Origin of the sequence: Azohydromonas lata (genome assembly GCF_034427735.1) — a bacterium.
GTDB classification, from domain to species: domain Bacteria; phylum Pseudomonadota; class Gammaproteobacteria; order Burkholderiales; family Burkholderiaceae_C; genus Azohydromonas; species Azohydromonas lata.
In genome coordinates this window covers 1-23690 of record NZ_JAXOJX010000030.1, presented here as the reverse complement: position 1 = coordinate 23690, position 23690 = coordinate 1, and the positions used below count along the sequence as shown (strand labels likewise).

Annotated in this window: 14 protein-coding genes; 9 read left to right on the top strand and 5 right to left on the bottom strand. The window is 70.3% G+C overall.

Going from position 1 to position 23690, the window contains the following annotated elements:
- The first annotated feature begins 42 nt into the window (after positions 1–42).
- From SM757_RS17840 to SM757_RS17810, 7 genes are all read left to right on the top strand, one after another.
- Positions 43–1434: an aldehyde dehydrogenase family protein gene (locus SM757_RS17840; protein WP_322466519.1), complete on the top strand. Its 1392-nt coding sequence runs from the start codon at positions 43–45 to the stop codon at positions 1432–1434.
- Between the two features lie 223 nt (positions 1435–1657).
- Positions 1658–4327, top strand: a complete 2670-nt coding sequence (locus SM757_RS17835; RefSeq protein WP_322466518.1) for a Calx-beta domain-containing protein — start codon at positions 1658–1660, stop codon at positions 4325–4327.
- 60 nt (positions 4328–4387) lie between these two features.
- Complete coding sequence (locus tag SM757_RS17830) at positions 4388–7111, top strand: Calx-beta domain-containing protein (protein WP_322466517.1); 2724 nt, start codon at positions 4388–4390, stop codon at positions 7109–7111.
- Between the two features lie 39 nt (positions 7112–7150).
- Positions 7151–10009, top strand: a complete 2859-nt coding sequence (locus SM757_RS17825; protein ID WP_322466516.1) for a Calx-beta domain-containing protein — start codon at positions 7151–7153, stop codon at positions 10007–10009.
- Positions 10010–10025: 16 nt separating this feature from the next.
- Positions 10026–11714: a type I secretion system permease/ATPase gene (locus SM757_RS17820; RefSeq protein ID WP_322466572.1), complete on the top strand. Its 1689-nt coding sequence runs from the start codon at positions 10026–10028 to the stop codon at positions 11712–11714.
- Positions 11715–11719: 5 nt separating this feature from the next.
- Complete coding sequence (locus SM757_RS17815; protein WP_322466515.1) at positions 11720–13069, top strand: HlyD family type I secretion periplasmic adaptor subunit; 1350 nt, start codon at positions 11720–11722, stop codon at positions 13067–13069.
- Positions 13070–14017: 948 nt separating this feature from the next.
- A complete protein-coding gene (locus SM757_RS17810; protein ID WP_322466514.1) occupies positions 14018–15469 on the top strand; it encodes a replication initiation protein in 1452 nt (483 codons plus the stop codon).
- A 389-nt stretch (positions 15470–15858) separates the two neighbouring features.
- Here the strand turns inward: SM757_RS17810 and SM757_RS17805 are convergent, their stop codons facing one another.
- On the bottom strand, positions 15859–17013 hold the full coding sequence (locus SM757_RS17805) for a citrate synthase family protein (RefSeq protein ID WP_322466513.1): 1155 nt from the start codon (positions 17011–17013) through the stop codon (positions 15859–15861).
- A 159-nt stretch (positions 17014–17172) separates the two neighbouring features.
- Between SM757_RS17805 and SM757_RS17800 the strand changes: the two genes are divergently transcribed.
- Together SM757_RS17800 and SM757_RS17795 are read left to right on the top strand one after the other, a co-directional pair.
- Positions 17173–18126, top strand: a complete 954-nt coding sequence (locus SM757_RS17800; protein ID WP_322466512.1) for a 2-hydroxyacid dehydrogenase — start codon at positions 17173–17175, stop codon at positions 18124–18126.
- A 52-nt stretch (positions 18127–18178) separates the two neighbouring features.
- Complete coding sequence (locus SM757_RS17795; RefSeq protein WP_066332364.1) at positions 18179–19147, top strand: Bug family tripartite tricarboxylate transporter substrate binding protein; 969 nt, start codon at positions 18179–18181, stop codon at positions 19145–19147.
- A gap of 24 nt (positions 19148–19171) precedes the next feature.
- Here SM757_RS17795 and SM757_RS17790 read toward each other — a convergent pair whose 3' ends face one another.
- The 4 genes from SM757_RS17790 to SM757_RS17775 are packed head-to-tail and all read right to left on the bottom strand — an operon-like array spanning position 19172 to position 23659.
- On the bottom strand, positions 19172–19717 hold the full coding sequence (locus SM757_RS17790; protein WP_322466511.1) for a hypothetical protein: 546 nt from the start codon (positions 19715–19717) through the stop codon (positions 19172–19174).
- 26 nt (positions 19718–19743) lie between these two features.
- Complete coding sequence (locus tag SM757_RS17785) at positions 19744–20973, bottom strand: type II secretion system F family protein (RefSeq protein ID WP_322466510.1); 1230 nt, start codon at positions 20971–20973, stop codon at positions 19744–19746.
- A gap of 58 nt (positions 20974–21031) precedes the next feature.
- The gene (locus tag SM757_RS17780) at positions 21032–22417 is read right to left on the bottom strand and encodes a GspE/PulE family protein (RefSeq protein WP_322466509.1); all 1386 of its coding nucleotides are present in this window, start codon (positions 22415–22417) and stop codon (positions 21032–21034) included.
- A 21-nt stretch (positions 22418–22438) separates the two neighbouring features.
- Positions 22439–23659 (bottom strand): type II secretion system protein GspD, encoded by a 1221-nt coding sequence (locus SM757_RS17775; protein ID WP_322466508.1) that lies wholly within the window; start codon positions 23657–23659, stop codon positions 22439–22441.
- Positions 23660–23690: the final 31 nt, after the last annotated feature.

Genomic DNA, 23690 nt, shown 5'->3' with positions numbered 1-23690 from the left:
CCGCGGGCCGGCGGGGCTGTTTCACCCTCACGAGTCCACGCCATGACCCACACCGTCACCACCATCAACCCCGCCACCGGCGCCGTGCTCCAGACCTACGAGGGCTGGACGCCCGCGCGGATCGAGCAGGCCGTGGCCGCCGGCCATGCCGCCGCCACGGCCTGGGGCCTGCAGCCGCTGGAAGTGCGCGTGGCGGCCGTGCGCCGCCTGGCTGAAGAGCTGCGCCGCCAGAAGGACGCCTTCGCCCGCCTGGTCACCGCCGAGATGGGCAAGCCCGTGGCCGAGGCCGCGGGCGAGCTGGAGAAGTCCGCCGTCACGGCGCTGTACTACGCCGACAACGCGCAGCGGCTGCTCTGCGACGAGAAGGTGGCCATAGACGGCGCGCACGCCTGGGTCAGCTACGAGCCCATCGGCCTGGTGCTGGCCGTGATGCCGTGGAACTTCCCGGTGTGGCAGGTCATGCGCTTCGCTATCCCGTCCATCACCGCGGGCAACGGCGTGCTGCTCAAGCATTCACCCAACGTCACCGGCTGCGCGCTGGCACTGCAAAAGCTTTTCACCGACGCCGGCTTGCCTGAAGCGCTGGTGACGACGCTGGTCGTGGCCGAAAGCCAAGTGCCTGCCGCCACGGAGCGGCTGATTGCCGACGAGCGCATTGCCGCCGTGACGCTGACCGGCTCCAACCGTGCCGGCGCGGCCGTGGGCGCGGCGGCCGGGCGCGAAGCCAAGAAGTCGGTGCTGGAGCTGGGCGGCTCGGACGCCTTCATCGTCCTGGACGACGCCGACGTGAGCGCGGCCGCGGCCGCGGCGGTGAAGGCCCGTTTCCACAACGCGGGCCAGAGCTGCGTATGCGCCAAGCGCTTCATCGTCGCGGCCTCGGTGGCCGAACGCTTCACGCAACTGTTCGTGCAGGGCACGCGGGCGCTGGTCGTGGGCGACCCCACCGACCCCGCGACGCAAGTCGGCCCGCTGGCACGCGGCGACCTGCGCGAGGCGCTGCAGCGGCAGATCGAGCGCTCGGTGGCCGCCGGCGCCCAACTGCTGGCGGGCGGCCGTGCGCTGGACGGACCGGGCTATTACTTCGAGCCCACCGTCATTGCCAACGCGGCCCCCGGGATGGCGGTGTTTGACGAGGAAACCTTCGGCCCGGCCGCGGCAATCGCCGTCGCGCGGGACGACGCGCACGCCATCGAGCTGGCCAATGCCACGCCCTTCGGCCTCTCGGTGAGCATCTGGACGGGATCTACACAGCGCGGCGTCCAACTGGCCAGGCGCATCACCACCGGCGCGGCTTTCATCAACGCCGTCACGGCCTCCGACGCGCGCGTTCCCTTTGGCGGCACCAAGAAGTCGGGCTACGGCCGCGAGCTGGCCGCCGCGGGCGTGCGCGAGTTCTGCAACATCCGCACGTACTGGGCGGCAGGCCAGGCCTGAATGCCACGCACGGGTGGGCCGTGCACGGGCCCCGATGGCGCTCGACCCCTCGCGTGAGCTTCAAGGCGTGCGCGGTAAGTTCCTTCTGCGAACGTGAGGGACCCTGTATCGGCAAGGGTCGCGGCTCGCACCACATTGAAGCGAGGACTATGCTGCCGGCCACGTTCGCCCATGGCGACCTTGGCGCCGCCACCGGTAGACGCGAGCGGTATCGGAGGCTGACATGGCCATCGTGGTTGACGACTTTGCAGTGGATGAGTCGAGCGGCCTGGCACGCTTCACCGTGCGCCTCACCGAGCCCACCACCTCGCCGGTACAGGTGTCCTGGGCCACGGCCGCCGCCACGGCCCACGCGGGCGTGGACTACACGGGCCGCTCCGGCGTGCTGGTCTTCGATCCCGGCCAGCTTTCGCTCACGGTGGACATCCCGCTGCTGGACGACGCCACGCGCGAGCCGCTGGAGCTGTTCAAGCTCAATCTCTTCGATGCGGTCAACGACACCCTAGGCCGGCACACCGCCTGGGCCACCATCGTCGACGACGACGCGCCGGCCCTGGGCCGGCCCAAGCTGCTGGTGGACGACGTGGTCGTGGACGACGCCGAGGGCCAGGCCATCTTCACGCTGCGCCTGGACCACCCCAGCAGCCAGTTCCTGGAGTTCAACGTCGCGTCCATCGACGGCGGGCGCACGCTGCATTTCGACCCCGGCGAAGTGGCGCAGACCTACACCGTGGGCGTGCCGCCGCGCACCGGGGCGTCGCAGGGGTCGACCTACTTCGACCTGTCCTTGGGCGACCCGGTGGACGTGGACATTCCCAACACGCGCGCCAAGCTCTACGTGGCGGGCGTGGCCGGCGTGAACGAGGGGGCGCAGCCCTGGGGCGGCGTCAGCGTGCTGGACGCGCAGGCCGGCGAGGCCGACGCCACGCTGAACTTCGTGGTCAGCCTCAGCGCGCGCTCGGCGCTGACGTCCAGCGTGAGCTGGCGCATCGAGGGCGTGACCGCGAGCGCGGGCAGCGACTTCCTGGCGCAAAGCGGCACGCTGGTGTTCGCGCCCGGGCAGGTGGCGCAGGTGGTCCACGTGCCCCTGCTCAACGACGGCGCGGTGGAGGCCGACGAGCTGCTGCGCCTCGTGCTCTCCAACCCGGTGAACATGGCCATCGCCGACGGCCGCGGCGAGGTGCTGGGCACCATTCGCGACAACGACCGGCCCGCGGGCACGCCCGTCATCCACATCGACGACGCCATCGTGGACGGCTGGGAGCCCTTCGCCCGCTTCAACCTCTGGCTGGACAAGCCCAGCACCGAGTACGTCACGCTGCGCTACGCCACCGAGGACCGCAGCACCCGCGTGTTCACCGACTACGAGCGGATGCTGCCGCAGACGGTGGTGTTCGCGCCGGGCGAGACCAACAAGACGGTGCTGGTGGCGCTGAACAACGTGGACGACGGCGCGGCGCACGACAGCCGCTTCCTGGACCTGCTGCTGACCAACCCCGTGAACGCCACCCTGGGCGACACGCGGGCGCACATGGTGCTGCCCTCGCACCACGACGGCAGCGCCGCCAGCCCCGGCGTGCAGGCCGCGGCACTGCACGCGCGCGAGACGGACACCACGCTGGACTTCGTGGTGACGCTGGATGCGCCGTCCGCGCGCAGCGTGAGCGTGGCCTACAGCACCGTGGACGGCACGGCCCGCGCCGGCAGCGACTACGTGGCGCAAAGCGGCCAGGTGGTGTTCGCGCCGGGGCAGACGCTGCAGGTGCTGCACGTGGCGCTGCTGGACGACGCGCGCGCCGAGAGCACCGAGACCTTCAGCCTGCGCCTGGCCAACCCCGTGGGCAGCGAGCCCGCGCCGGTGGTGGCCCGCATCCTGGACAACGAGACGCCGCCGGCCACGGGGGCCACCGTGGTCGGCACGTCCAACGCCGACAACGTGCTGGTGGGCAAGCTGGGCACCGAGACCCTCGTAGGCGGCAGCCACGACGACCTGCTCGACGGCGTGGGCGGCGTGACCATGCGCGGCCTCGCGGGTGACGACAGCTACATCGTCGAGGCCGCCGGCGACCGGGTGCAGGAAAACGCCGGCCAGGGCCACGACGTGGTCCACGCCTACGTGGACCACGTGCTCGCGCCCAACGTCGAGGAACTGCACCTGTACGAAGGCGCGCGCCGCGGCACCGGCAACGCGCAGGACAACCTCATCGTCGGCGACGACCTGCGCAACGTGTTGGCGGGCCTGGACGGCAAGGACACGCTCGTGGGCGGCCTGGCCAACGACACGCTCACCGGCGGCGCGGGCAACGACTTGCTGGACGGCGGCCAGGGCAACGACTCGCTGCAGGGCGGCGACGGCAACGACGTGCTGCACGGCGGCTTCGACCTCAACGTGCTCGACGGCGGGGCGGGCAACGACCAGGTGTGGGCCGAGGCGCGGGACACGGTCACCGGCGGCGACGGGGCCGACACCATCGTTTTCGGCATCGAGGCCGGCGGCGCCACGGTCACGGACTGGAACAGCGCCGACGACCGCATCGTCTTCACCCGCCCCATAGGCGACGGCGACGCGGTGGTGGACAACGCCCTGGTGCGCAACGCCCCGGGCGGCTTTTCCACCGCGGCCGAGCTGGTCATCTTCACCCGCGACATTGCGGGCGCCATCACCGCGGAGAGCGCCGCGGCGGCCATTGGCGCGGCCACCTCGGCCTACGCGCATGGCGACTCGCGGCTGTTCGTGGTGGACAACGGCGAGCAGGCGGCCCTGTTCCAGTTCTCTTCCAGCATGTTCCTGCCCGGCGGCTCCGACGCGGTCGTCTCCGCCAGCGAGCTGTTCCTGGTCGCCACGCTCGGCGACGACGTGAGCACGCTGGCCGACTACAGCTTCAGCGTCTAGCGCGCACGACCGCACGGCTGCGCACGGACGCCCAACGCAACTTCTCGTGGCGAGGGTTCCATGTCAATCCTGGTGGACGACATCGCGGTGGACGAATCCGCCGGCGTGGCCCGCTTCACGGTGCGGCTGAGCGAGGCCAGCGACACGGCGGTGGCGGTGCACTGGGCCACCGCCGACGGCAGCGCGCGCAGCGGCGTGGACTACACGGCCCGCGCCGGCGTGCTGGGCTTCGACCCTGGGCAGCTCAGCCTCGTCGTCACCGTGCCGCTGCTGGACAACGCCACGCACGAGGGCACCGAGCTGTTCAAGCTCACCCTGTTCGACCCCGTGAACGACGACATCGGCCGTGCCGCGGCCTGGGCCACCGTGCTCGATGACGACGCCCCCGCGGGCCGCCCAACGCTGCGCGTGGCCGACACCGTGGTGGACGACGCCGAAGGCAAGGCCCTCTTCACGCTGGTGCTGGACCGCCCAAGCACCGGCACGGTCCGCGTCAACCTCGCCACAGCCGACGGCAGCGCCTTTGCCGGCAACGACTTCGTCGCGCTGGCGCCGCAGACGCTGTCCTTCGCCCCGGGCGAGGTGGTCAAGACCGTGGCGGTGGACGTGATGCCGCGCGCCTTTTCCAACACGCCCTCGGCCTGGTTCGACCTGCAGCTCTCGGCGCCCACGGGCCTCAACCTGCCGGACACGAATGCACGCGCCTTCATCGTCGGCTCGGCCGACGTGCGCGTGTTTCCCGTGTCCGACCCCGTCATCAGCGTGCTGGACGCCCAGGCCGGCGAAAGCGACGCCACGCTGGACTTCGTGGTGAACCTGAGCGCCAAGCCCTTCCAGGACGTGAGCGTCAACTGGCGCGTCGACGGGCTGACCGCCCGCGCGGGCAGCGACTTCGTGGCGCAAAGCGGCACGCTGGTGTTCAGGGCCGGGGAGCTGGCGCAGGTGCTGCACGTGCCGCTGCTGGAGGACCGTGCGCCGGAAAGCGACGAGCTGGTGCGCCTGAGCCTGTCCGCTCCCGTCAACGCGCAGTTGGGCGACGGCGCCGGCGACGTGCTGGGCACCATCCACGACAACGACCGCCCAAGCGGCACGCCCGTGATCCGCGTGGACGACGGCATCGTGGACAACTACGAGCACTTGGCACGCTTCAACGTCTGGCTGGACCGCCCAAGCACCGCGCCCGTCACCGTGCGCTACGCCACCGCCGACGCCAGCGCCAGCTCCAGCCGCGACCAGGGCGACTTCGCCGCGCAGGCGCTGCAGACGCTGGTGTTCGCGCCGGGCGAGACCAACAAGACCGTCTACGTGCCCATACACACGGTCAACCCCTTCGTGATCCATGCCGACAGCGAGTTCTTCGACCTGCAGCTCTCGGCCCCCACCGGCGCCACGCTGGGCGATGCGCGCGCCCACATGGTGATCCCGGCGCACTATTTCGGCTCCGGCAGCGGCGGCGGCGGCGTGGGAAACGCCGTGGCACTGCCCTCGCGCGAAGCCGACACCGTGCTGGACGTGCTGCTGCTGGCCCAGCCCAGCAACCGCCTGCAAAGCGTGAGCTACAGCACCCAGGACGGCAGCGCGCACGCCGGCAGCGACTACGTGGCGCAGTCCGGCACGGTGGTGTTCGCCCCGGGGCAGACGCTGCAGGTGCTGCACATCCCGCTGCTGGACGACGGCATCGCCGAGAACACGGAAACCTTCACCATCCGGCTCGCCGGCGCCGGCGTCCCGGCCGTGACGGCCACCATCCTGGACAACGAGCGCATCGCCACCGGCCCCGTGCGCGCCGTCGGCTCGCCCGGCGGGGACAACGTGCTCATAGGCCATGTCGGCACCGACGAAGTGGTGGGCGGCCTGGGCAACGACCTGCTCGACGGCGTGGCGGGCGTCACCCTGCGCGGCCTGGGGGGCAACGACGCCTACCTCGTCGAGGCCCGCGGCGACGTGGTGGTGGAGCAGCCCGGCGATGGGCACGACGCGGTGTGGGCCTACCTCGACTACACGCTGCCGGCCAACGTGGAAGACCTCCACCTGCTCGGCCCCGCGCAGCGCGCCAGCGGCAACGCGCTGGACAACTGGATGTTCGGCAACGCCGCGGCCAACGCGATGTCGGGCCTGGACGGGCGCGACACCCTGCAGGGCGGCGACGGCGCCGACACGCTCAATGGCGGCAACGGCGACGACGAGCTGCGCGGCGAGGCCGGCAACGATGTGCTCAACGGCGGCGCGGGCAACGACCGGCTGCGCGGCAACGAGGGCGCCGACACGCTCGACGGCCAGGGCGGCGACGACCTGCTCGTGGGCGACATGGACGGCGAGCGGCTCACCGGCGGCGCGGGCGCCGACGTGTTCGCCATCCCCTTCGTCAGCCCCTATTGGGACGGCGTGCTGCCCACCGTGGTCACGGACTTCAGCAGCCCCGACGACCGCTTCGTCCTGGGCATGTACTCGTCCATAGGCGACCGCGACCTGACCATAGACAACCCGCTAGTGCGCGGCGCGCCGGGCGGCTTTTCCACCGCGTCGGACCTGGTGATCTTCACGCGGGACATCGGCGGCGACATCACCGCCGCCAGCGCGGCGGCGCAGATCGGCTCGGCCACCTCGGCCTATGCCGCCAACGACCAACGGCTGTTCGTCGTGGACAACGGCGCGCAGACCGGCGTGTTCCTGTTCCTGTCCGACGGCGGCGACGGCCGCGTCAGCGCCGACGAGCTGACGCTGATCGTCCTGGCCGACGGCGGGCCCAGTGGCCTGTCCGACTACAGCTTCGGCCTCGTCTGAGCGTGCCCAGGACGATGCCAAAACGAGGAGGAGACCCCGGTGACCATCCTGATCGATGACTTGGACGTGGACGAATCCGACGGCCTGGCCCGCTTCACGGTGAAGCTGAGCGAGGCCCATGCCGCACCCGTGAGCGTGCGCTGGGCCACCGCCGACGTCACGGCCCTGGCGGGCGTGCTCACATTCGACCCCGGGCAGCTTGTCCTCACCGTGGACGTGCCGCTGCTCGACAACTTCGCCCGCGAGCCGGACGAGATTTTCAAATTGCTGCTGTCCAACCCGGTCAACGACGTGCTGGCCAGCACCGTGGCCTGGGCCACCCTCCACGACGACGACGGCCCGCGCGGCCGCCCCGTGATCCATGCGGACGACACGGTGGTGGACGACGCCACCGGCGCCGCGCTGTTCACCTTCACGCTGGACCGTCCAAGCGCCACTTCCGTGAGCGTGCGGCTGGCGCTGGACCCCGGCTCCACGGCGCAGGGCGACCTGCTGCCCTTCGCGCCGCGCACGCTGGTGTTCGCGCCCGGCGAGGTCGTCAAGACCGTGCGCGTGGACGTGGCGCCGCAGGACGACGCCTGGCACGGCTCCACGCACTTCGACCTGCGGCTGTCCTCGCCGGTGGGCGCGGACGTGCCTGACGCCAATGCCCGCGCCTTCATCGCCGGGCCGAGCAGCGTGCGCAACGACGGCGTGGGCCTGCCGCTGGTCAGCGTGTCCGACGCCTTTGCCGGCGAGGGCGACGGCGAGATGCGCTTCCTCGTCTCGCTCAGCGCCCGCTCGGACGTGGCCACCAGCGTGAGCTACTTCCTGCGCGGCTTCACGGCCCAGGCCGGCGCGGACTTCCACGAGCAGTCCGGCACGCTGGTGTTCGCGCCCGGCGAGATCAGCCGCGTCATCACGGTGCCCGTGCTCAACGACAGCTTCCAGGAATCCGAGGAGGTGTTCACGGTGTTCCTGGGCAATGCCAAGGGCCTGGTCATCGTGGACGGCGTGGGAGACGCCCAGGGCACCATCCGCGACGACGACCGCCCAACGGGCACGCCCACGGTGTTTGTCGACGACGGCGTGGTGGACGGCTGGGAGCCCTTCGCGCGCTTTCACGTCTGGCTGGACAGGCCCAGCACCGAGCAGGTCACGGTGCGCTACGCCACCAGCGACGGCAGCGCCCGCGCCGGTACCGGCGCGCCCGTGGGCGGCTACAACGACTACGTGGACCAGGGCGTGCAGACGCTGGTGTTCGCGCCCGGCGAGGTCAGCAAGACCGTGCTGGTGCCGCTGGCCCACCAGGGCGAGCCCACCCACCAGCCCGGCAGCGAGTTGCGCGAGCCCGCCGAGTTCTTCGACCTGCGGCTCACCAACGCCGCCAACGCGGGGCTGGGCGACGGCTTGGGCCACATGGTGATTTCCGGCAACCAGACCAACCTCGGCGCGTCCTCGACCCTGCGCGTGGTATCGGCCGCCACGCGCGAGGGCGGCACCACGCTGGACTTTTTCGTAGAGCGCGACTTCGGGTCGGACCGCGTCGAATCGGTGGGCTACGCCGCCATCGCCGGCACGGCCGAGGCCAACCTGGACTTCTTCGCGCACCGGGGCGGCGTGACCTTCCAGCCGGGCCAGACGCTGCAGGTGATACGCATCCCGCTGATCAACGACACCGTGGCCGAAGGCACCGAAACCATCACGCTGCGGCTGACGACCGAGGACGGCCGGCAATTCGATGTCCAGGGCCGCATCCTCGACGACGAGCGCCCCGCCGGCGGGCAAACGCTCACCGGCGCCGCCGACGTGGACAACGTGCTCATGGGCCCGCCCGGCACCACGCTGGTCATCGGCGGCGACCACGACGACCTGCTCGACGGCAGCGGCGCCGTCACCCTGCGCGGCGGCCTGGGCGGCGACAGCTACATCGTCGACACCCCGACGACCCGCGTCGAGGAGGGCGTGGACGCCGGCCTCGATACGGTCTACGCCTACTTCGACTACACGCTGGGCAACAACCTGGAAGTGCTCGCGCTGGGCGGCGTCGCCGTGCGCGGCACCGGCAACGCGGGAAGCAACACCCTCATCGGCAACGCCGTGGCCAACGTGCTCAGCGGCGGCGACGGCATAGACGGGCTGTACGGCGGCGACGGCAACGACACGCTCTACGGCGATGCCGGCGGCGACTTCATGTATGGCGGCAACGGTGCCGACGTGCTCATGGGCGGCCTGGGCAACGACGTGATGTCGGCAGGCAACCTCGCGGCATTGCCGCCCGGCCCCGTGGCCGCCGACCTGCTCGACGGCGGCGACGGCGAGGACGTGCTCAGCGCCGACAGCGGCCGCGACACCCTGCGCGGCGGCGCGGGCAACGACAACCTCTTCGGCGGCCCCGACGCCAACGTGCTCGAAGGTGGCGCGGGCACCGACACGCTGCGCGGCGGGCCCGGCGGCGACACGCTCACCGGCGGCGAGGGCCGCGACATCTTCTACTTCAATGCCCTGGACTACGCCGCCGCGCCCACGGCCGACCGCATCACCGACTGGCGCAGCGTGGACGACAAGCTCATCTTCAACGGCTTCGGCATAGGCGACCGCGACGGCCGCATCGAGGGCGGCCTGGAGCGCGCCGCGCCCGGGGGCTTCTCCACCGCGGCCGAGCTGGTGATCTTCACCACCGACATCGCCGGCGCCCTCACCGCCGACAGCGCGGCGCAGCGCATAGGCTCGGCCACCTCGGCCTATGCCGGGGAGCAGGCGCGGCTGTTCGCGGTGGACAACGGCGGGCAAAGCGGCGTGTTCCTGTTCACCAACGAGGACAACGACGCGCGCGTGAGCGCCGGTGAGCTCACGCTGCTGGTGCTGCTGGACGGCGGCACCACCACGCTGGCCGACTACGCCTTGAGCTTCGCGTAGGACCAGGGCCTTGGCCATGCGGCGCTTCCTGGCCGACCACGCCCAACTCTTCCTGGCCGTGGCCGGGTTCAGCCTGGTGCTTAACCTCGCGCTGCTGGCGCCCTCGCTGTTCATGCTGCAGGTGTTCGACCGGGTGTTGTCCACGCGCAGCGTGGAGACGCTGGTGATGCTGGCGCTGGTCACGGCGCTGGCCCTGGCGCTGATGTTCGTGCTGGACCTGGTGCGCGCACGGCTGCTGGCGCTGGCCGGCAGCCTGTTCGAGGACGGCGGCGGGCAGACCGCGTTGCGCCGGCTGCTGGACGGCGCCGATGCGCGCCACCGCGACGCGCTGCGCGACCTGGCCTGCGTGCGCCAGGCGCTCAGCGGCGCGGCGCTGCTGGCGCTGCTGGACGCGCCGTGGATGGTGGTCTACCTGGGCGTCATCTTCGCCTTCAGCCGCATCCTGGGCTGGCTGGCGCTGTGCAGCGCGCTGCTGCTGGTTGGGCTGGCCTGGCTGGGCGAGCGGATCACGCGCTCGCGGCTGGCGGCACTGCAGCAGCGCTCGCGCGACGCGGCGCGGCTCACCGACGGTGCGCTGCGCCAGGCCGAGGTGGTGCGCGCCCTGGGCATGGGCGCGCACGTCGCCGCGCGCTGGCGCGCGCTCAACCGCACGCTGCAGGCCGGCCAGCTGAGCACCCAGCGGCGCAGCGGGCTGGTGTCGTCGGCCACGCGGGCCTTCAGGCAGTCGGTGCAGGTGGTCATGATGGGCGTGGCCGCCTGGCTGGTGATCGAGCAGCAGGCCACGCCGGGCGTGATGATCGCCGTGACCATCATCCTTGGGCGCGCGCTGGCGCCGGTGGAGATGCTGGTGGCGCAATGGCGCCCGCTGCTGGAGGCGCACGCGGCCTGGCAGCGGCTGCGCCCCTTGCTGGAGCCCGCCGAGGCACCGGCCTTCGACGGCCTGCCCGCGCCGCGCGGAGCACTGTCGCTGGAGGGGGTGAGCCACGTTCCGCAGGGCGCGGCACAGCCGGTGCTGCGCAACGTCAGCCTGGAGGTGGCGCCGGGCGAGGTGCTGGCCATCGTCGGCCCAAGCGGCGCAGGCAAGTCCACGCTGGCGCGGCTGATGCTGGGGCTCCTCCGCCCCAGCGCCGGCGTGGTGCGCCTGGACGGCATGGAAATGACGCCCGCGTTGCCGGCGCTGGCCGGCAGTTGCGTGGGCTACGTGCCCCAGGAGGTGGCGCTGTTCGACGGCACGGTGGCCGACAACATCGCGCGGCTGCAACCCGGGGCGGCGGGCGCCGCGGTGGCGCAGGCCGCGCAGCGTGCCCGCGCGCACGAGATGATCGTGCGGCTGCCCCAGGGCTACGACACGCCCGTGGGCGAGGGCGGCGTGCGGCTGTCCGGCGGGCAGCGCCAGCTCGTGGCGCTGGCGCGCGCGCTCTATGGCGGCCCGCGCCTGGTGGTGCTGGACGAGGCCAACGCGCACCTCGACAGCGAGGGCGAGCAGGCCCTGTGCGCCGCGGTGGAGGGGCTGCGCGCGGACGGCGTCACGGTGGTGCTGATCACGCAGCGCACGCAGGTGCTGTCGGTGGCCGACCGCATCGCCGTGCTGCGCAACGGCAGCATTGAGCGCATCGGCGTGCGCCGCGACGCGGCCGAGGCGGCGGCCTCCGGGGCGCCAGCCGGCACGGCCGCGGGCGTGGGCGTGCTGCACCAGGCGCAATGAGCCCCATGGCCGCGCCCGCATTCGCCCCGTCCGGCATGGAGGCCGCCAACGATGCCGTGGTGCACGGCTGGCAGCGGCAGGCGCGGCGGCTCATCCTGGCCGGCCTGGTGGCGCTGGCCCTGGCGCTTGGGCTGCTGGTGGCCTGGGTGGCACTGGCGCCCTTGGCCGGGGCCACCGTAGCCGTGGGCATGGTGCGCGTGGACACGCACCGCAAGACCGTGCAGCACCGCGATGGCGGCATCGTCCGCGAGATCCTGGTGCGCGAGGGCGACCATGTGGCCGCCGGCCAGCCGCTGTTGACGCTGGACGACGCGCGGGTGGACGCCACCTACCAGATGCTGCGCAGCCAGCTCGATGCGCAGACCCTGCGCCAGGCGCGGCTGCTGGCCGAGCGCGAAGGCGCCTCCACCTGGCAGGCGCCGCCGGCGCTGCGGCCGCGCCGCGCCGAACCGCGGCTGGCCGAAGCCCTGGCGCGTGAACAGGCGCTGTTCGAGGCGCGCCGGGGCGCCTTGCAAAATCAGCAGCGGCTGCTGGTGCAGCAACTGGCGCAAGTGGCGCTGGAACAGGAGGCGCGCGAGCGCGAGTTCACCGCCATGCAGCAGGCGGTGGCCTCCATGCGCGAGGAGCTGGAGCTCAACCGCACGCTGGCCGAACAGGCTTTCGTGAACCGCACGCGCGTCATGGCGCTGGAGCGAACCGCCGCGGACTATCAAGGCCGCATCGACGCCAACCGCGCCGAGCTGGCACAGGCGCGCCAGCGCGCGGGCGAGCTGCAGGCCCGGCTGGACGCCTTGCGCGAGGGCTATCGCCAGGAAGCCAGCGCCGAGCTGCGCGATACGCAAGGCCACATCGTGGAGCTGGAGGAGCAGCTCGCCAGCGCGCAGGACGCCAGGCAGCGCCTGGCCGTGCCGGCGCCCGTCTCAGGGCGCGTGGTGGATCTGCGCGTGACCACGCCCGGCGGCAGCATCGGCCCGCGCGATGCGCTCATGGACATCGTGCCGGACGGCAGCCCGCTGCTGGTGGAGGCGCACGTGGGCGTGGACGCCATCGCGGAGCTGCGTGCGGGCCAGTCGGCCGACGTGCGGCTGACTGCTTACCGCCAGCGCAGCACGCCCCTGATCACCGGCCGCGTGACGCAGGTGTCGGCCGATGCGCTGCGCGACCGCGACAACGGCACGCCTTACTACGTGGTGCAGGTCGCGCTGGACCCCGCCTCGCTGGCCGCCGCGGGCGAGGTGGCCTTGCAGCCAGGCATGGCCGCGGAAGTGTTCATCCGCAGCCGCGCAGGCACGGCGCTGGACTTCCTGGTGGAGCCCTTGCTCAACGCGGCGCGGCGGTCGTTGCGCCAGCATTAGAGAGGTCCTTGTCCATCAGGGCGGGAGCGTGGACGTCCGGATCGGCATCGTCTGCAGGGCAGCCACCCTGCTCAGAGAGATTCCTGACCATTTTTGTGCTGCTCCGCGCGAAGCTGGGTGCTGCCAGGCAGGCCAGGACGGAGACGAACCCGATCAACCGGCAATCATCCTGACCATTTTTGTGACCGAACGGTCATTGAATGGGCCAACGGCCTGTAGAGCAGGGCTGGGGTGAACCGTGCCCATACAGGGCGCAGCACAAAAATGGTCAGGATGCAGTAGCACGCTGCCGAGTCCGTACGGTTGCGGGCACAAAAACAGTCAGGATGACTTCAGCGACAGCGCACCGCCCATGCCACCCAGCCTGCCGGCGGATTCATCGTGCGAACGGAAAGATTGCCGGCACAAAGGCAGTCAGGATGGCCATCGCTTCTGCGCAAACCACGGAAAGCTTTCTTCCACTTGCTAGCCAGCTTTTAATAGCTTTAAAAACAAGCAAGCTTTAGAGAGTCAAAAAATCCTTTAAAAACAATAAGTTAGTGTGGGAAAAATGACTGTTTTTGTGCTCTGGCCGAGTCAACATGACTGTTTTTGTGCGCATCCTGACCATTTTTGTGATGAGCAAGATGACTGTTTCTGTGCCGCAAGCTGACCATTTCTGTGCGGCAAACTGACCATTCCTGTGAAAGCTGACCATTTCTGTGCCGGCACCGCCAAGTGGGCGCCAGCACAGCGTATTTAAGACTTGTCCCCAGCCATCATGACCATGGTTGTGCTCATGCACCGCGCGGTGCAGCGACGCGGTTGCGGGAGCATCGTGACCATTTTTGTGATGAGCTTTGCCGTGGTGTCGAGCGCAAGTGGCACAAAACTGACCATCATGGTTGACGTACAGTCAGGATAGGCACTAGCCTTGCGGCCTTCCTGACCCGTCCTCACGCCGGCGCCATGGCCAAGAACAAACTCATCACCACGGATGTCGTCGGCGAGCAGTACGCGTTGCAGCTCTTCGAGGAAACCATTGGCCGCAAGGGCCGCACCGCCACGATCGCGGATGCGGAAGGGGACCTGGCCTTTCCGAAGAACAACATCTTTGTGGACGTGTCCGGCGTCGGCGTGCTGGCCCGCCGCGGCCTCAACGTCATGAACTACCTGGCGTGCGATGCGCCGGCCGACGTGGTGGAGTTCGAGTGCGATGTGGGCCTGTTCAAGTTCCTGCTGAACTACCAGAGCCGCAACCACAAGCATCTCAACGAGGCGCTGCGCGAGGCGCAAAAGACCAGCGTGGTCGTGCGGCGCGAGCGGCCCAACGCCAACGGCAGCCACGACTTCGTCTCCATCCCGCTGGTGGGCATCGTGGGCGTGGCCGGGGGCAAGGTCTATTTCAAGTTCGATCCGGCCATCCGCAAGCTGCACAAGGACCCGCGCGGCTTCACCTTCCTGTCGCTGCGCACGACCTCGGCGTTCACGTCGGTATTCGCGCACAGCCTGTACGAAAAGCTCAAGTCGATCGCCTTTCGCGGCTCGCCCACCGACTGGCTCACGCTGGAAGAGGCCCGCAAGTGGACAGGTGCGGCAGATGCCAAGTTCATGGCGGCCTGGCCGGAGTTCCGCCGCCGCGCGCTGCTGGTGGCCATCGAGCAGATCAACGAGCTTTCCGACCTCTTCGTTGAGGTGGAAACCAAGTCGTCGCCCGGCTCCAAGAAGGTGACGCACCTGCGCTTCGTGTTCTCGGAGCAGGAAGGCAAGATGGTGCAGTCGCTGCGCCAGACCGAGACCCGCAAGAACCTCTACGAGACGCTGCGCGGCGAGTTCGGCATAGGCGCCGTGGACTTGCAGGCCATTGCGGCCAAGGCCGAGGACTACACGCCTGAGCGCATCCAAGCCGCCATCGAGTTCGTCCGCCACCGCATGGCCACGCAGCGCAAGAAGATCAGCGCGCCGGGTCGCTACCTCATGAAGGCCATCCAGGAGGGCTGGTCCATTCCAAAGGCCGAGCTTGAAGCCGGTGTCACCGAGCCCGCGGCTGTGCCGGCGCCCGGGCCTGCGCAAGCGGCCGCTGTTGCTGTGGACAAGCGCCAGCCGGCACACGAGCGGCTGGCCGGGGAGTCGCTTCAGCGCGAGTACCAGGAGCAGGGCGAGCGCGGCTATGCGCTGTACCTGGCAGCGGAGCAGGCGCAGCGTGCCGAGCTGCGCGTTTCGTTCGCACGGACGCTGGTCTTCCGTGCCCTTGGGGCACAGATGCAGCGCGCCAAGGGGCCCATCACCGAGGCCGAATTGCGCGATACGCCACGGTTGCAGCATGCCTTTGGACAGCACGTGCTCAAGGCCGTGGCCAAGGCGTCGCGTGGCGTGGCCGCGCGTTCAGACGACCAAGCCGCGCTGTTCACCCATCAGTAGACGGCCTGTGGTCCCAGCAAGAGCGCAAGCTTCATCAACTGCTGGGCGATGGCACGGGGTGCCGCGTGCTTTGATCCCTTTACGAACAACATACGCGGTTCGTTTTGAAGGCAGTAGGTTTGTGGCGGCTGCGTGTTGTTGGAGGTGGGATGGGGTTTGTGGAAGTCAGGTCAGGTTGGTGTCATTGGGAAATGACACTGGCTACAGGTATGTTGCATTTGCGGTACATCGACGGCGCTGTGGGTTCCGGTTACCCACGGATTCTGTGGACAAGTCCGTGGAGCAGCGGCACCGGAAGAACACAAGCCCTTAATTCATCAGGAAAGTTTGGCGATGCCACAAAAATAGGCAGTCGCCGTGTCTGCTGCGTGCTTGTCCCTGCGGAAGGCTTAACCGGGCACAGGGCCGTTGGGGGAAAGGTCCGGAGGGGGACCGATGTACCTGCCACGCGGCCGTACCACCTGCGGCATGTTCATCTGCTCCATGCTGTGGGCCAGCAGTCCGACACTGCGGGCGGTGGCAAACAGTGCGAAGGCGCCGTCGGCAGGCAGGCGATGGCGGGCCACCAGGGCTGCAAGCGCCACGTCGATGTTGGGTTGCAAGCCCGTCAACGAAGCAGCTTTCGCAATGAACCGGCTGATGGCCGCGGGTGGATCGAACAGGCCCATCAGTACCTGGGCCCGCGGATCACCATCGGGGTACAGGTGGTGGCCGAAGCCGGGAATCGGCAAGCCCGCGGAGAGGTAGCGGTTCACCACCTCGTCGGCGCCCAAGCGATCCACCTCATCGAAGAGAGCACGCACCCGCCCCGAGGCGTCGCCGTGTAAAGGTCCGGAAAACGTGGCGAGTCCGGCGAGCAGGCAGGCCGGCAGTGACGCGCCGGTCGAGGCTGCAATGCGGGCCGAAAAAGCGGAACTGGTCAGCTCGTGGTCCGCCAGCAGCGCCATCGCCGTGCGCAGCAGCTCTGCGTTATCCGCCGACAAGCCCCAGCCTTGCGCAAAGCGCAGATGCAGCGGCGCACCCGCGCCTCGCGCTGCCCCGAAGCAGCAGGCCACCTGGCCCACGAGGCTTTGGGCCTCCTCATGCAAGACACGCGTGAGGCGCCCCCGCGTGGAATGCCCCGTGGCGGCCAGCGTGGCCAGCAGGATAAAGGCGGCAATCCGCCCGGGGTCGCTGGAACTGGCCTGGGAAGCGGTGCCGAACGCCACGGGCTGCTCGGCGCCCCACAGCAGCCCAGCAACGTCTTCCAAGGTCGCCGCCGAGGCCAGCATCACCGCGTCCTGGCCCCGATAGCAAAGGCGGCCTCGCACGAAGGTGCTGACGGCGGTCGGGATGCTGGGCTCCGCACCGAAGAGGGTGTTGGTCGCCACCGTTTCCAGCTTGCGCCCATCCTGCTTGCGCTTTGCAAGCGCGTTCACGTCGTCCGCACGGTAGAGGCTGCGCCGGCTGTCCTGCGGATCGGGCGCGGCCTCGATCTTTCCCCGGCTCACGTAGGCATAGACCGTCTGCGGCCGCACCTTGAGCAGGCCACAGGCCTCGTCCATCGTGATCCATGTGGCCATGACCAGACTGCTCCGCTGAATTTATATTGATTTTATATATCAAGATTGACCGAAAAATCAATATAAAAACAGAATGGCTTCACATCCACCCGCGCCCGTCCAGAGTTTCTCGGCGCGCGCGCCAGCCCGCAAAGAGCCGACATGAAGCACAAGGTCCTCCAGCTCAACCCCATCCTGATTCCCGAGATCAACGAACGCCTGCAGGCGCTGTACGAGGTGCATCGGTACTTCGAAGTGGCGGACCCCGAGGCATGGCTCGAAGCGCATGGGGCGACCACGCAGGCCGTCATCACAGGCGGGCATACCGGCATTTCCAGGCAGATGCTGGAGCGCTTGCCGGCGCTCAAGGTCGTCGCCATCAACGGCGTGGGGACCGATGCGGTGGATCTGGCGTACTGCCGCGCCCGCGGGTTGCCCGTCACGGCCACGCTGGGCGCCTTGACCGAGGACGTGGCCGATCTCGCCCTGGGCCTGCTCATTGCCGCCTGCCGCAACCTGTGCGCCGGTGACCGCTTCGTGCGCGAAGGGCAATGGGAGCTGTTCCCTCAACCCAGCGCCATCCCGCTGGCACGCCGCTTCAGCGGCATGCGCCTGGGCATCGTGGGCATGGGGCGGGTTGGGCGCGCGGTCGCCGCGCGCGCCGCGGCTTTCGGCTGCCCCATCGCCTACACGGATCTGCAGCCGATGGCGGACGTGCCGCACCGCTTCGTTTCGGAGCTGATTGAGCTCGCGCGCGAGTCGGATGCCCTGGTGCTTTGCGCCGCGGCCGACAAGGCCGAAGGCATCGTCGATGCGGCGGTGCTGGAAGCGCTCGGCCCGCGCGGGTTCCTGGTCAACGTGGCGCGCGGGCGCCTGGTCAACGAACCGGACCTGGTCGCCGCCGTGGAGGCCGGCCGCATCGCAGGCGCCGGCCTCGACGTTTTCGTCGACGAGCCGCGCGTGCCGGCGCCACTGCGCGGGTCGGACCGCGTGACGCTGCAGGCCCATCGGGCCAGCGCCACGTGGGAAACCCGCACCGCCATGGGCGAGATGGTGCTGGCGAGCCTGTCCCAAGCCCTTTGCGGCGAGCGCCCGCCCATGAGCCTGACCACCTGAGACCGTGCCACAGCACGGCACCGCACAGACCCACCCCGAACGGAGACAAACCATGTTCAGACGCCGCTTCACCGCCCTGGTGGCCACCGCCCTGGGCACCTGCGTGCTCAGCCCTGCCTTTGCACAGCCCTATCCGGCCAAGCCCATCACCATCGTCATCGGCTCCAGCCCCGGCAGCACGACCGATGGCCTGGCGCGTGCCATCGGCGCGGAAATCACCAAGGCGGTCGGGCAACCCGTCATCGTCGACAGCCGCGCCGGTGCATCCGGCGGCATCGCGGCCCAGGCCGTGGCCCGTGCCGCGCCGGACGGCTACACGCTGTTCATGACCACGAACACGACACAGGCCGCCAACCCGCATCTGTTCAAGAAGATCGCCTACGACCCGATCAAGGACTTCGCGCCGGTCAGCCTGCTGGTGAAGGGCTACATGCTGCTGGTGGTCAACCCGGGCGTGAAGGCGACCAACGTGCAGGAGCTCATCGCCCTCGCGAAGAAGGAGCCGGGAAAGCTGAACTTCGGCGAAGGCAGCTCCTCCGCGCGCGTGGCCACGGAGCTGTTCAAGCAGATGGCGGGCGTTCAACTGAACCATGTGCCCTACAAGGCCAACCCGCCGGCCGTCATCGACCTGGTCTCCGGGCAGACCGACCTGATGACGGTGGACCTGACGACCAGCCTTCCGCAGGTCAAGGCGGGCAAGCTGCGCGCCCTCGGCGTGACCAGCCCCAAGCGAACGCCGCTGGTCCCCGACGTGCCGACCCTGGCCGAGTCAGGCCTGCCCGGCTACGAATCCGGCTACTGGAACGCCTTGTACGCGCCAGCCGCAACGCCGGCGCCCGTCGTGAACAGGCTCAATGAGCTCGTGCACCGGGCCATGGCCTCGGAAGGCGTCAAGCGCTTCGTCGAACACAACGGGATGGAGGTCGCGGTGTCGACACCGGATGAGCTGGCCCGCTTCCAGCAGGCGGAGCTCGACCGCTGGGGCCGCATCATCAAGGCGGCCAACATCCAGCCGGAATGAGCGCGGCCGGCGGCGTGTGCTCCGTCACCGCTCCACACGGCGTGTAGAGCGTGCCGTGACGGGCGAACCGGCCTGGGAGGCGGAGACCTGCGGCATGGCCAGCGCCCAATCGTCTCCATCGGGTGTCGTCAGCACGGCCTGCTGCGTGTCCACAGCCTTGAGCACGTAGCCCTGCAGAACTTCCCGGCCCACCAGGAACGGCTTGGGAGGCTGGTTCTCGATGCCCAGCAGTGCCATGTGCCCTTGCTGCCGATTGCCGATGACACCCGTCAGCACGAGCTTCGGCCGGGGCGTGGCCAGTCGGGTGGAACGGTTGGCGGGGGCTCCCAGCAGATGCTTGACCCGTCCGGCTTCGCTGGGCACCGGGACCGCCTGCACCGCGGCGCTCGGCGCCATGGAAGCCCCCTGCACGAGGCTCCATGCCCAGGCCACCACGGAGCCGGCCAGCAGCGTCCAGATCAGGCCGCTGACCATCCAGGTGGCGCCGCGCGCCTTCGTGCGGGAGGCGCCTGGCTCCACGCCGAAGCCCGCAGAGGTGCCGGAAGGAAGGCCGGTCGCAGCCGATGCCATGCGCGTGCTGCCTGTTGCGTCCACGGTTATCCCGCCCACTGGTTGAGCTCGATGATAGGCAGCAGCACGGCCAGCACGATCAGCATGACGACCAGCCCCATGCCGACGATCAGGAGCGGCTCCAGGATCGTCGCCATCTGCAGGGCGCGGCGCTGCACGTCATCCGAAAGCAGGGCGGCCGCGCGCTGCAGCATGAGCGGCAGCGCGCCGGTCTGCTCCCCCAGGCGCGAGAAGCGCGTCACCACGTTGGGAAAGCCTCGCTCGCCGGCCAGGGCCGCGGCCAGCGACGCCCCTTCGCGCACCTGCGTTACGGCCCGCCGGCCGCCTGCACGCATCGCGGCGTTGCCCAGGGTGTCGGCCGCGGCCTGCATCGCGTCCAGGATCGGCACGCCAGCGCCGGCCAGCAGGCCCAGCGTGGACGCGAAGCGCGCCGCGTTGAAGCTGCCGGCCAGCCGGCCGGCCAGCGGCAGCCGCAGCCACCAGGCGTCGAAGCCCTCGCGCACCCGCTGCACGCGCAGCGCCGCCCGGGCCGCGGGCACGGTCAGCAGCAGCCCGGCCACCAGCCATGGGCCGTGCTGGCGCAGCCCGGCACTGAGCCCCAGCATCAGCGCCGTCAGCACCGGCAGCGCATGCTGGCGGCCCGCGTACACCTGGGCCACGTGCGGCACCACGTAGCCCAGCAGGAATCCCACGATGCCCAGGGCCAGCAGCGTCACGATGGCCGGGTAGAGCACGGCCGCCAGCACCTTGCCCCTGAGCGCCTGGTGCTCGGCCAGGTCGCGGGCCAGCCGGTCCAGCACCAGGCCGAGCTGGCCGCTTTGTTCGCCGGCATGGACCACCGCGCGGTAGATCGCGGAGAACTCGCGGGGATGCAGCGCCAGCGCCCGCGCCAGGCTGCTGCCGCCATTGACCTCGGCGCGCAGCGCGGCCACCAATGCGCGCTGGCGCTCGTCATCCAGGTCCTCGGCCAGGGCGGCCAGGGCCTGCTCCAGCGGCAGCCCGGCGCACACCATGTCGGCGAGCTGGCGGGTCCACAGCGTCAGCGCGCCGGGGCCCAGCGCCCGGCCCCGGCCGGCCAGCAGCGCCCAGCCGGGGCCGCGTCCCGTCCCTGCACCGGAAACCACCGCCTTGACGCCCAGCGGCACCAGTGACTGCGCGCGCAACTGGTTGCGCACGGCCCGCTCCGTGTCGGCCTCGACGATGCCGCGGCGCGGGCGGCCCTCCAGGTCCAGGGCATCGAAGGCGAAGGCGGGCATGGCGGGCGGCTCCTGGAGGGTGGTCCGGATCGGGGTGGGGATGTCGTGGCGCCGCGGCTCAGCTGCGCGTCACACGCAGCACTTCCTGCAGGGTGGTCGTGCCCAGAGTGACCAGCTCCTCGCCGTCCTCGCGCATCGAGCGCATGCCCTTGGCGGTGGCGGCGGCGCGGATCTCGGCCTCGGCGGCGCCGCGGTGGATCAGCGCGCGGATCGCGTCGTCGGCCACCAGCAGCTCGAACAGCCCGGTGCGGCCGCGGTAGGCGCTGGGGTCGGCCGGCTCCAGCCGCCGCACCAGCCGCTGCGCCAGCACGCCCAGCAGCGTGGAGCTGAGCAGGAAGGGCTCCACGCCCATGTCGGTCAGCCGCGTCACGGCGCTGGGCGCGTCGTTGGTGTGCAGCGTGGCCAGCACCAGGTGGCCGGTGAGCGAGGCCTGGATGGCGATCTGCGCCGTCTCGAAGTCGCGGATCTCGCCGATCATGATCACGTCCGGGTCCTGGCGCAGGATGGCGCGCAGCGCCCTGGCGAAGGTCAGCTCGATGCGCGCGTTCACCTGCGTCTGGCCCACGCCCGGCAGCTCGTACTCGACCGGGTCCTCCACGGTCATGATGTTGGTGCTGTCGGACACCAGCCGGCCCAGCGCCGCGTAGAGCGTGGTGGTCTTGCCCGAGCCGGTGGGGCCGGTGACCAGCACGATGCCGTGCGGCTGCGCGATCAGACGCTCGAAAGCCCGCAGCACCGGGCCGCGCAGGCCGACGGCCTCCAGGCTCAGCCGGTTGCCGCTCTTGTCGAGCAGGCGCAACACGGCCCGCTCGCCGTGCGTCGAAGGCAAGGTGGAGACGCGCACGTCCACGGCGCGGCTGCCGATGCGCAGCGCGATGCGGCCGTCCTGGGGCAGGCGCTTCTCGGAGATGTCCAGTTGCGCCATCACCTTGAGCCGCGAGATCAGCGCCGCGTGCAGCGCGCGCTGTGGCCGCACCACCTCGCGCAGCGCCCCGTCGATGCGAAAGCGCACCGAGGACGCGCGCTCGCAGGGCTCGATGTGGATGTCGCTGGCGCCGTCGCGCGCGGCCTGCGTGAGCAGCGCGTTGAGCATGCGAATGATGGGCGCATCGCCCGCCGTCTCCAGCAGGTCCTCCACCGCCGGCAGCGCCTGCATCATGCGCGAGAGGTCGGTATCGGACTCGACCTCGCTGACCACCTGCGCCGCGCTCGAATCCCCGTCGGCGTAGGCCCGGCCGATCCGCAGGGCCAGCTCGGCCGGTCCCTCCTCGCGCAGGGCGTGCACCGCGTACTTGCGCAGCACCTCGCCGCAGGCGCCGGCCGTGGTGCCGGCGGCGGCATCGGCGCCTTGGGATGGTCCATGCCACAGCACCAGTCCCGCGTCCTGCGCTTCGAGCAGGACCTGGTGCGCGCGTGCAAAGGCATAGGGCAAGGGATAGCGCATGGTGCTCGGCACTGCGGCGGCTCAGGGCGCCGGGGCGGAAGGTGCGCCCGCCGGCGCGGAAGGGTCCTGCGCATCGAAGGGCGCCACGAGCGGGGCCGGCATGCCCCCCTTCGGCGCCACGGCGCCGTCCGTGCCGCTCGCGCCCAGGCCCGCATGGGGGCTGGGCGGCAGCAGCGGCGCGCGGTTGACGGCCATCAGCGCGCTGGCCGCGGGCTGCAAGGCTTCCTGCAGCCGGCGCAAGGTGTCGTAGCGGTCCTGGGCCAGCCGCTCCAGGTCCTCGCCGTCGCGCACGATCACCGGGCGCAGGAACACCATCAGGTTGGTCTTGCTGCGGCTGCGGTTTTGGCTGCGGAATAAATGGCCGACCAGCGGCAGGCTGCCCAGCACGGGCACCTGGCTGGCGCCGCTGTCGAACTGGTCCTGGATGAGCCCGCCCAGCACGGCGGCGCTGCCCTCCTGCACCAGCACCGTGGAAGCGACGGTGCGCTTGTTGGTCACCACGTTCGAGGACGTCGCGGCGCTGCTGCCCAGCCCGCCCACGACGCTGGACACTTCCTGGTAGATCTGCAGCTTGATCGTGCCGTCGGCATTGATCTGCGGGCGGATGTTCAGGGTCAGCCCCACGTCCATGCGCTCGTAGGTGGTGAAGGGCGTGACCGTGGAGGCGCCCGCGGTGCTGGAGTACGCGCCCGTGGCCACCGGGATGTTCTGGCCGATGGTGATCTTGGCCTCCTGGTTGTCCAGCGTCAGCAGCGTGGGCGTGGACAGGATGTTGGCGTTGGCGCGGGTTTCCAGCGCGCTGGCCAGCACGGCCAGCGAGCCGCGGAACAGGCCGATGTTCAGGCCCGGGTTGTAGGTGCCGGCGGCGATGCTGCCCTGGGCCTCGGCGGCGGCGATGCCGAACAGGTTGCCGCTGCTGCCGAAGTTGGTGCCGGCGCGCACGTGGCCGCTGCCGCTGCTGGTGCGTGCCAGCCATTGCACGCCCAGGTCGGTGGCCCGGTCGGCCGTGACCTCGGCGATCAGCGCCTCCACGTACACCTGCGCGTGGCGGGTGTCGAGCATCTCGATGACGGCGCGGATCTGCCGGTACTGCGGCTCCGGCGCGGTGATGATGAAGGCGTTGCTGTTCGGGTCGGCCTGGATCTGGCCGCCGATGCTGGGCTCGGCCGTCTGCGCCAGCAGGTTGCTGGTGGTGCCGCGCGTGCTGGCGGCGGCGCTGCCGGTGGCCGAGGTGGCGGACATGCCGCCAGCCGCCGCCAGGCCTGTCTCTTAT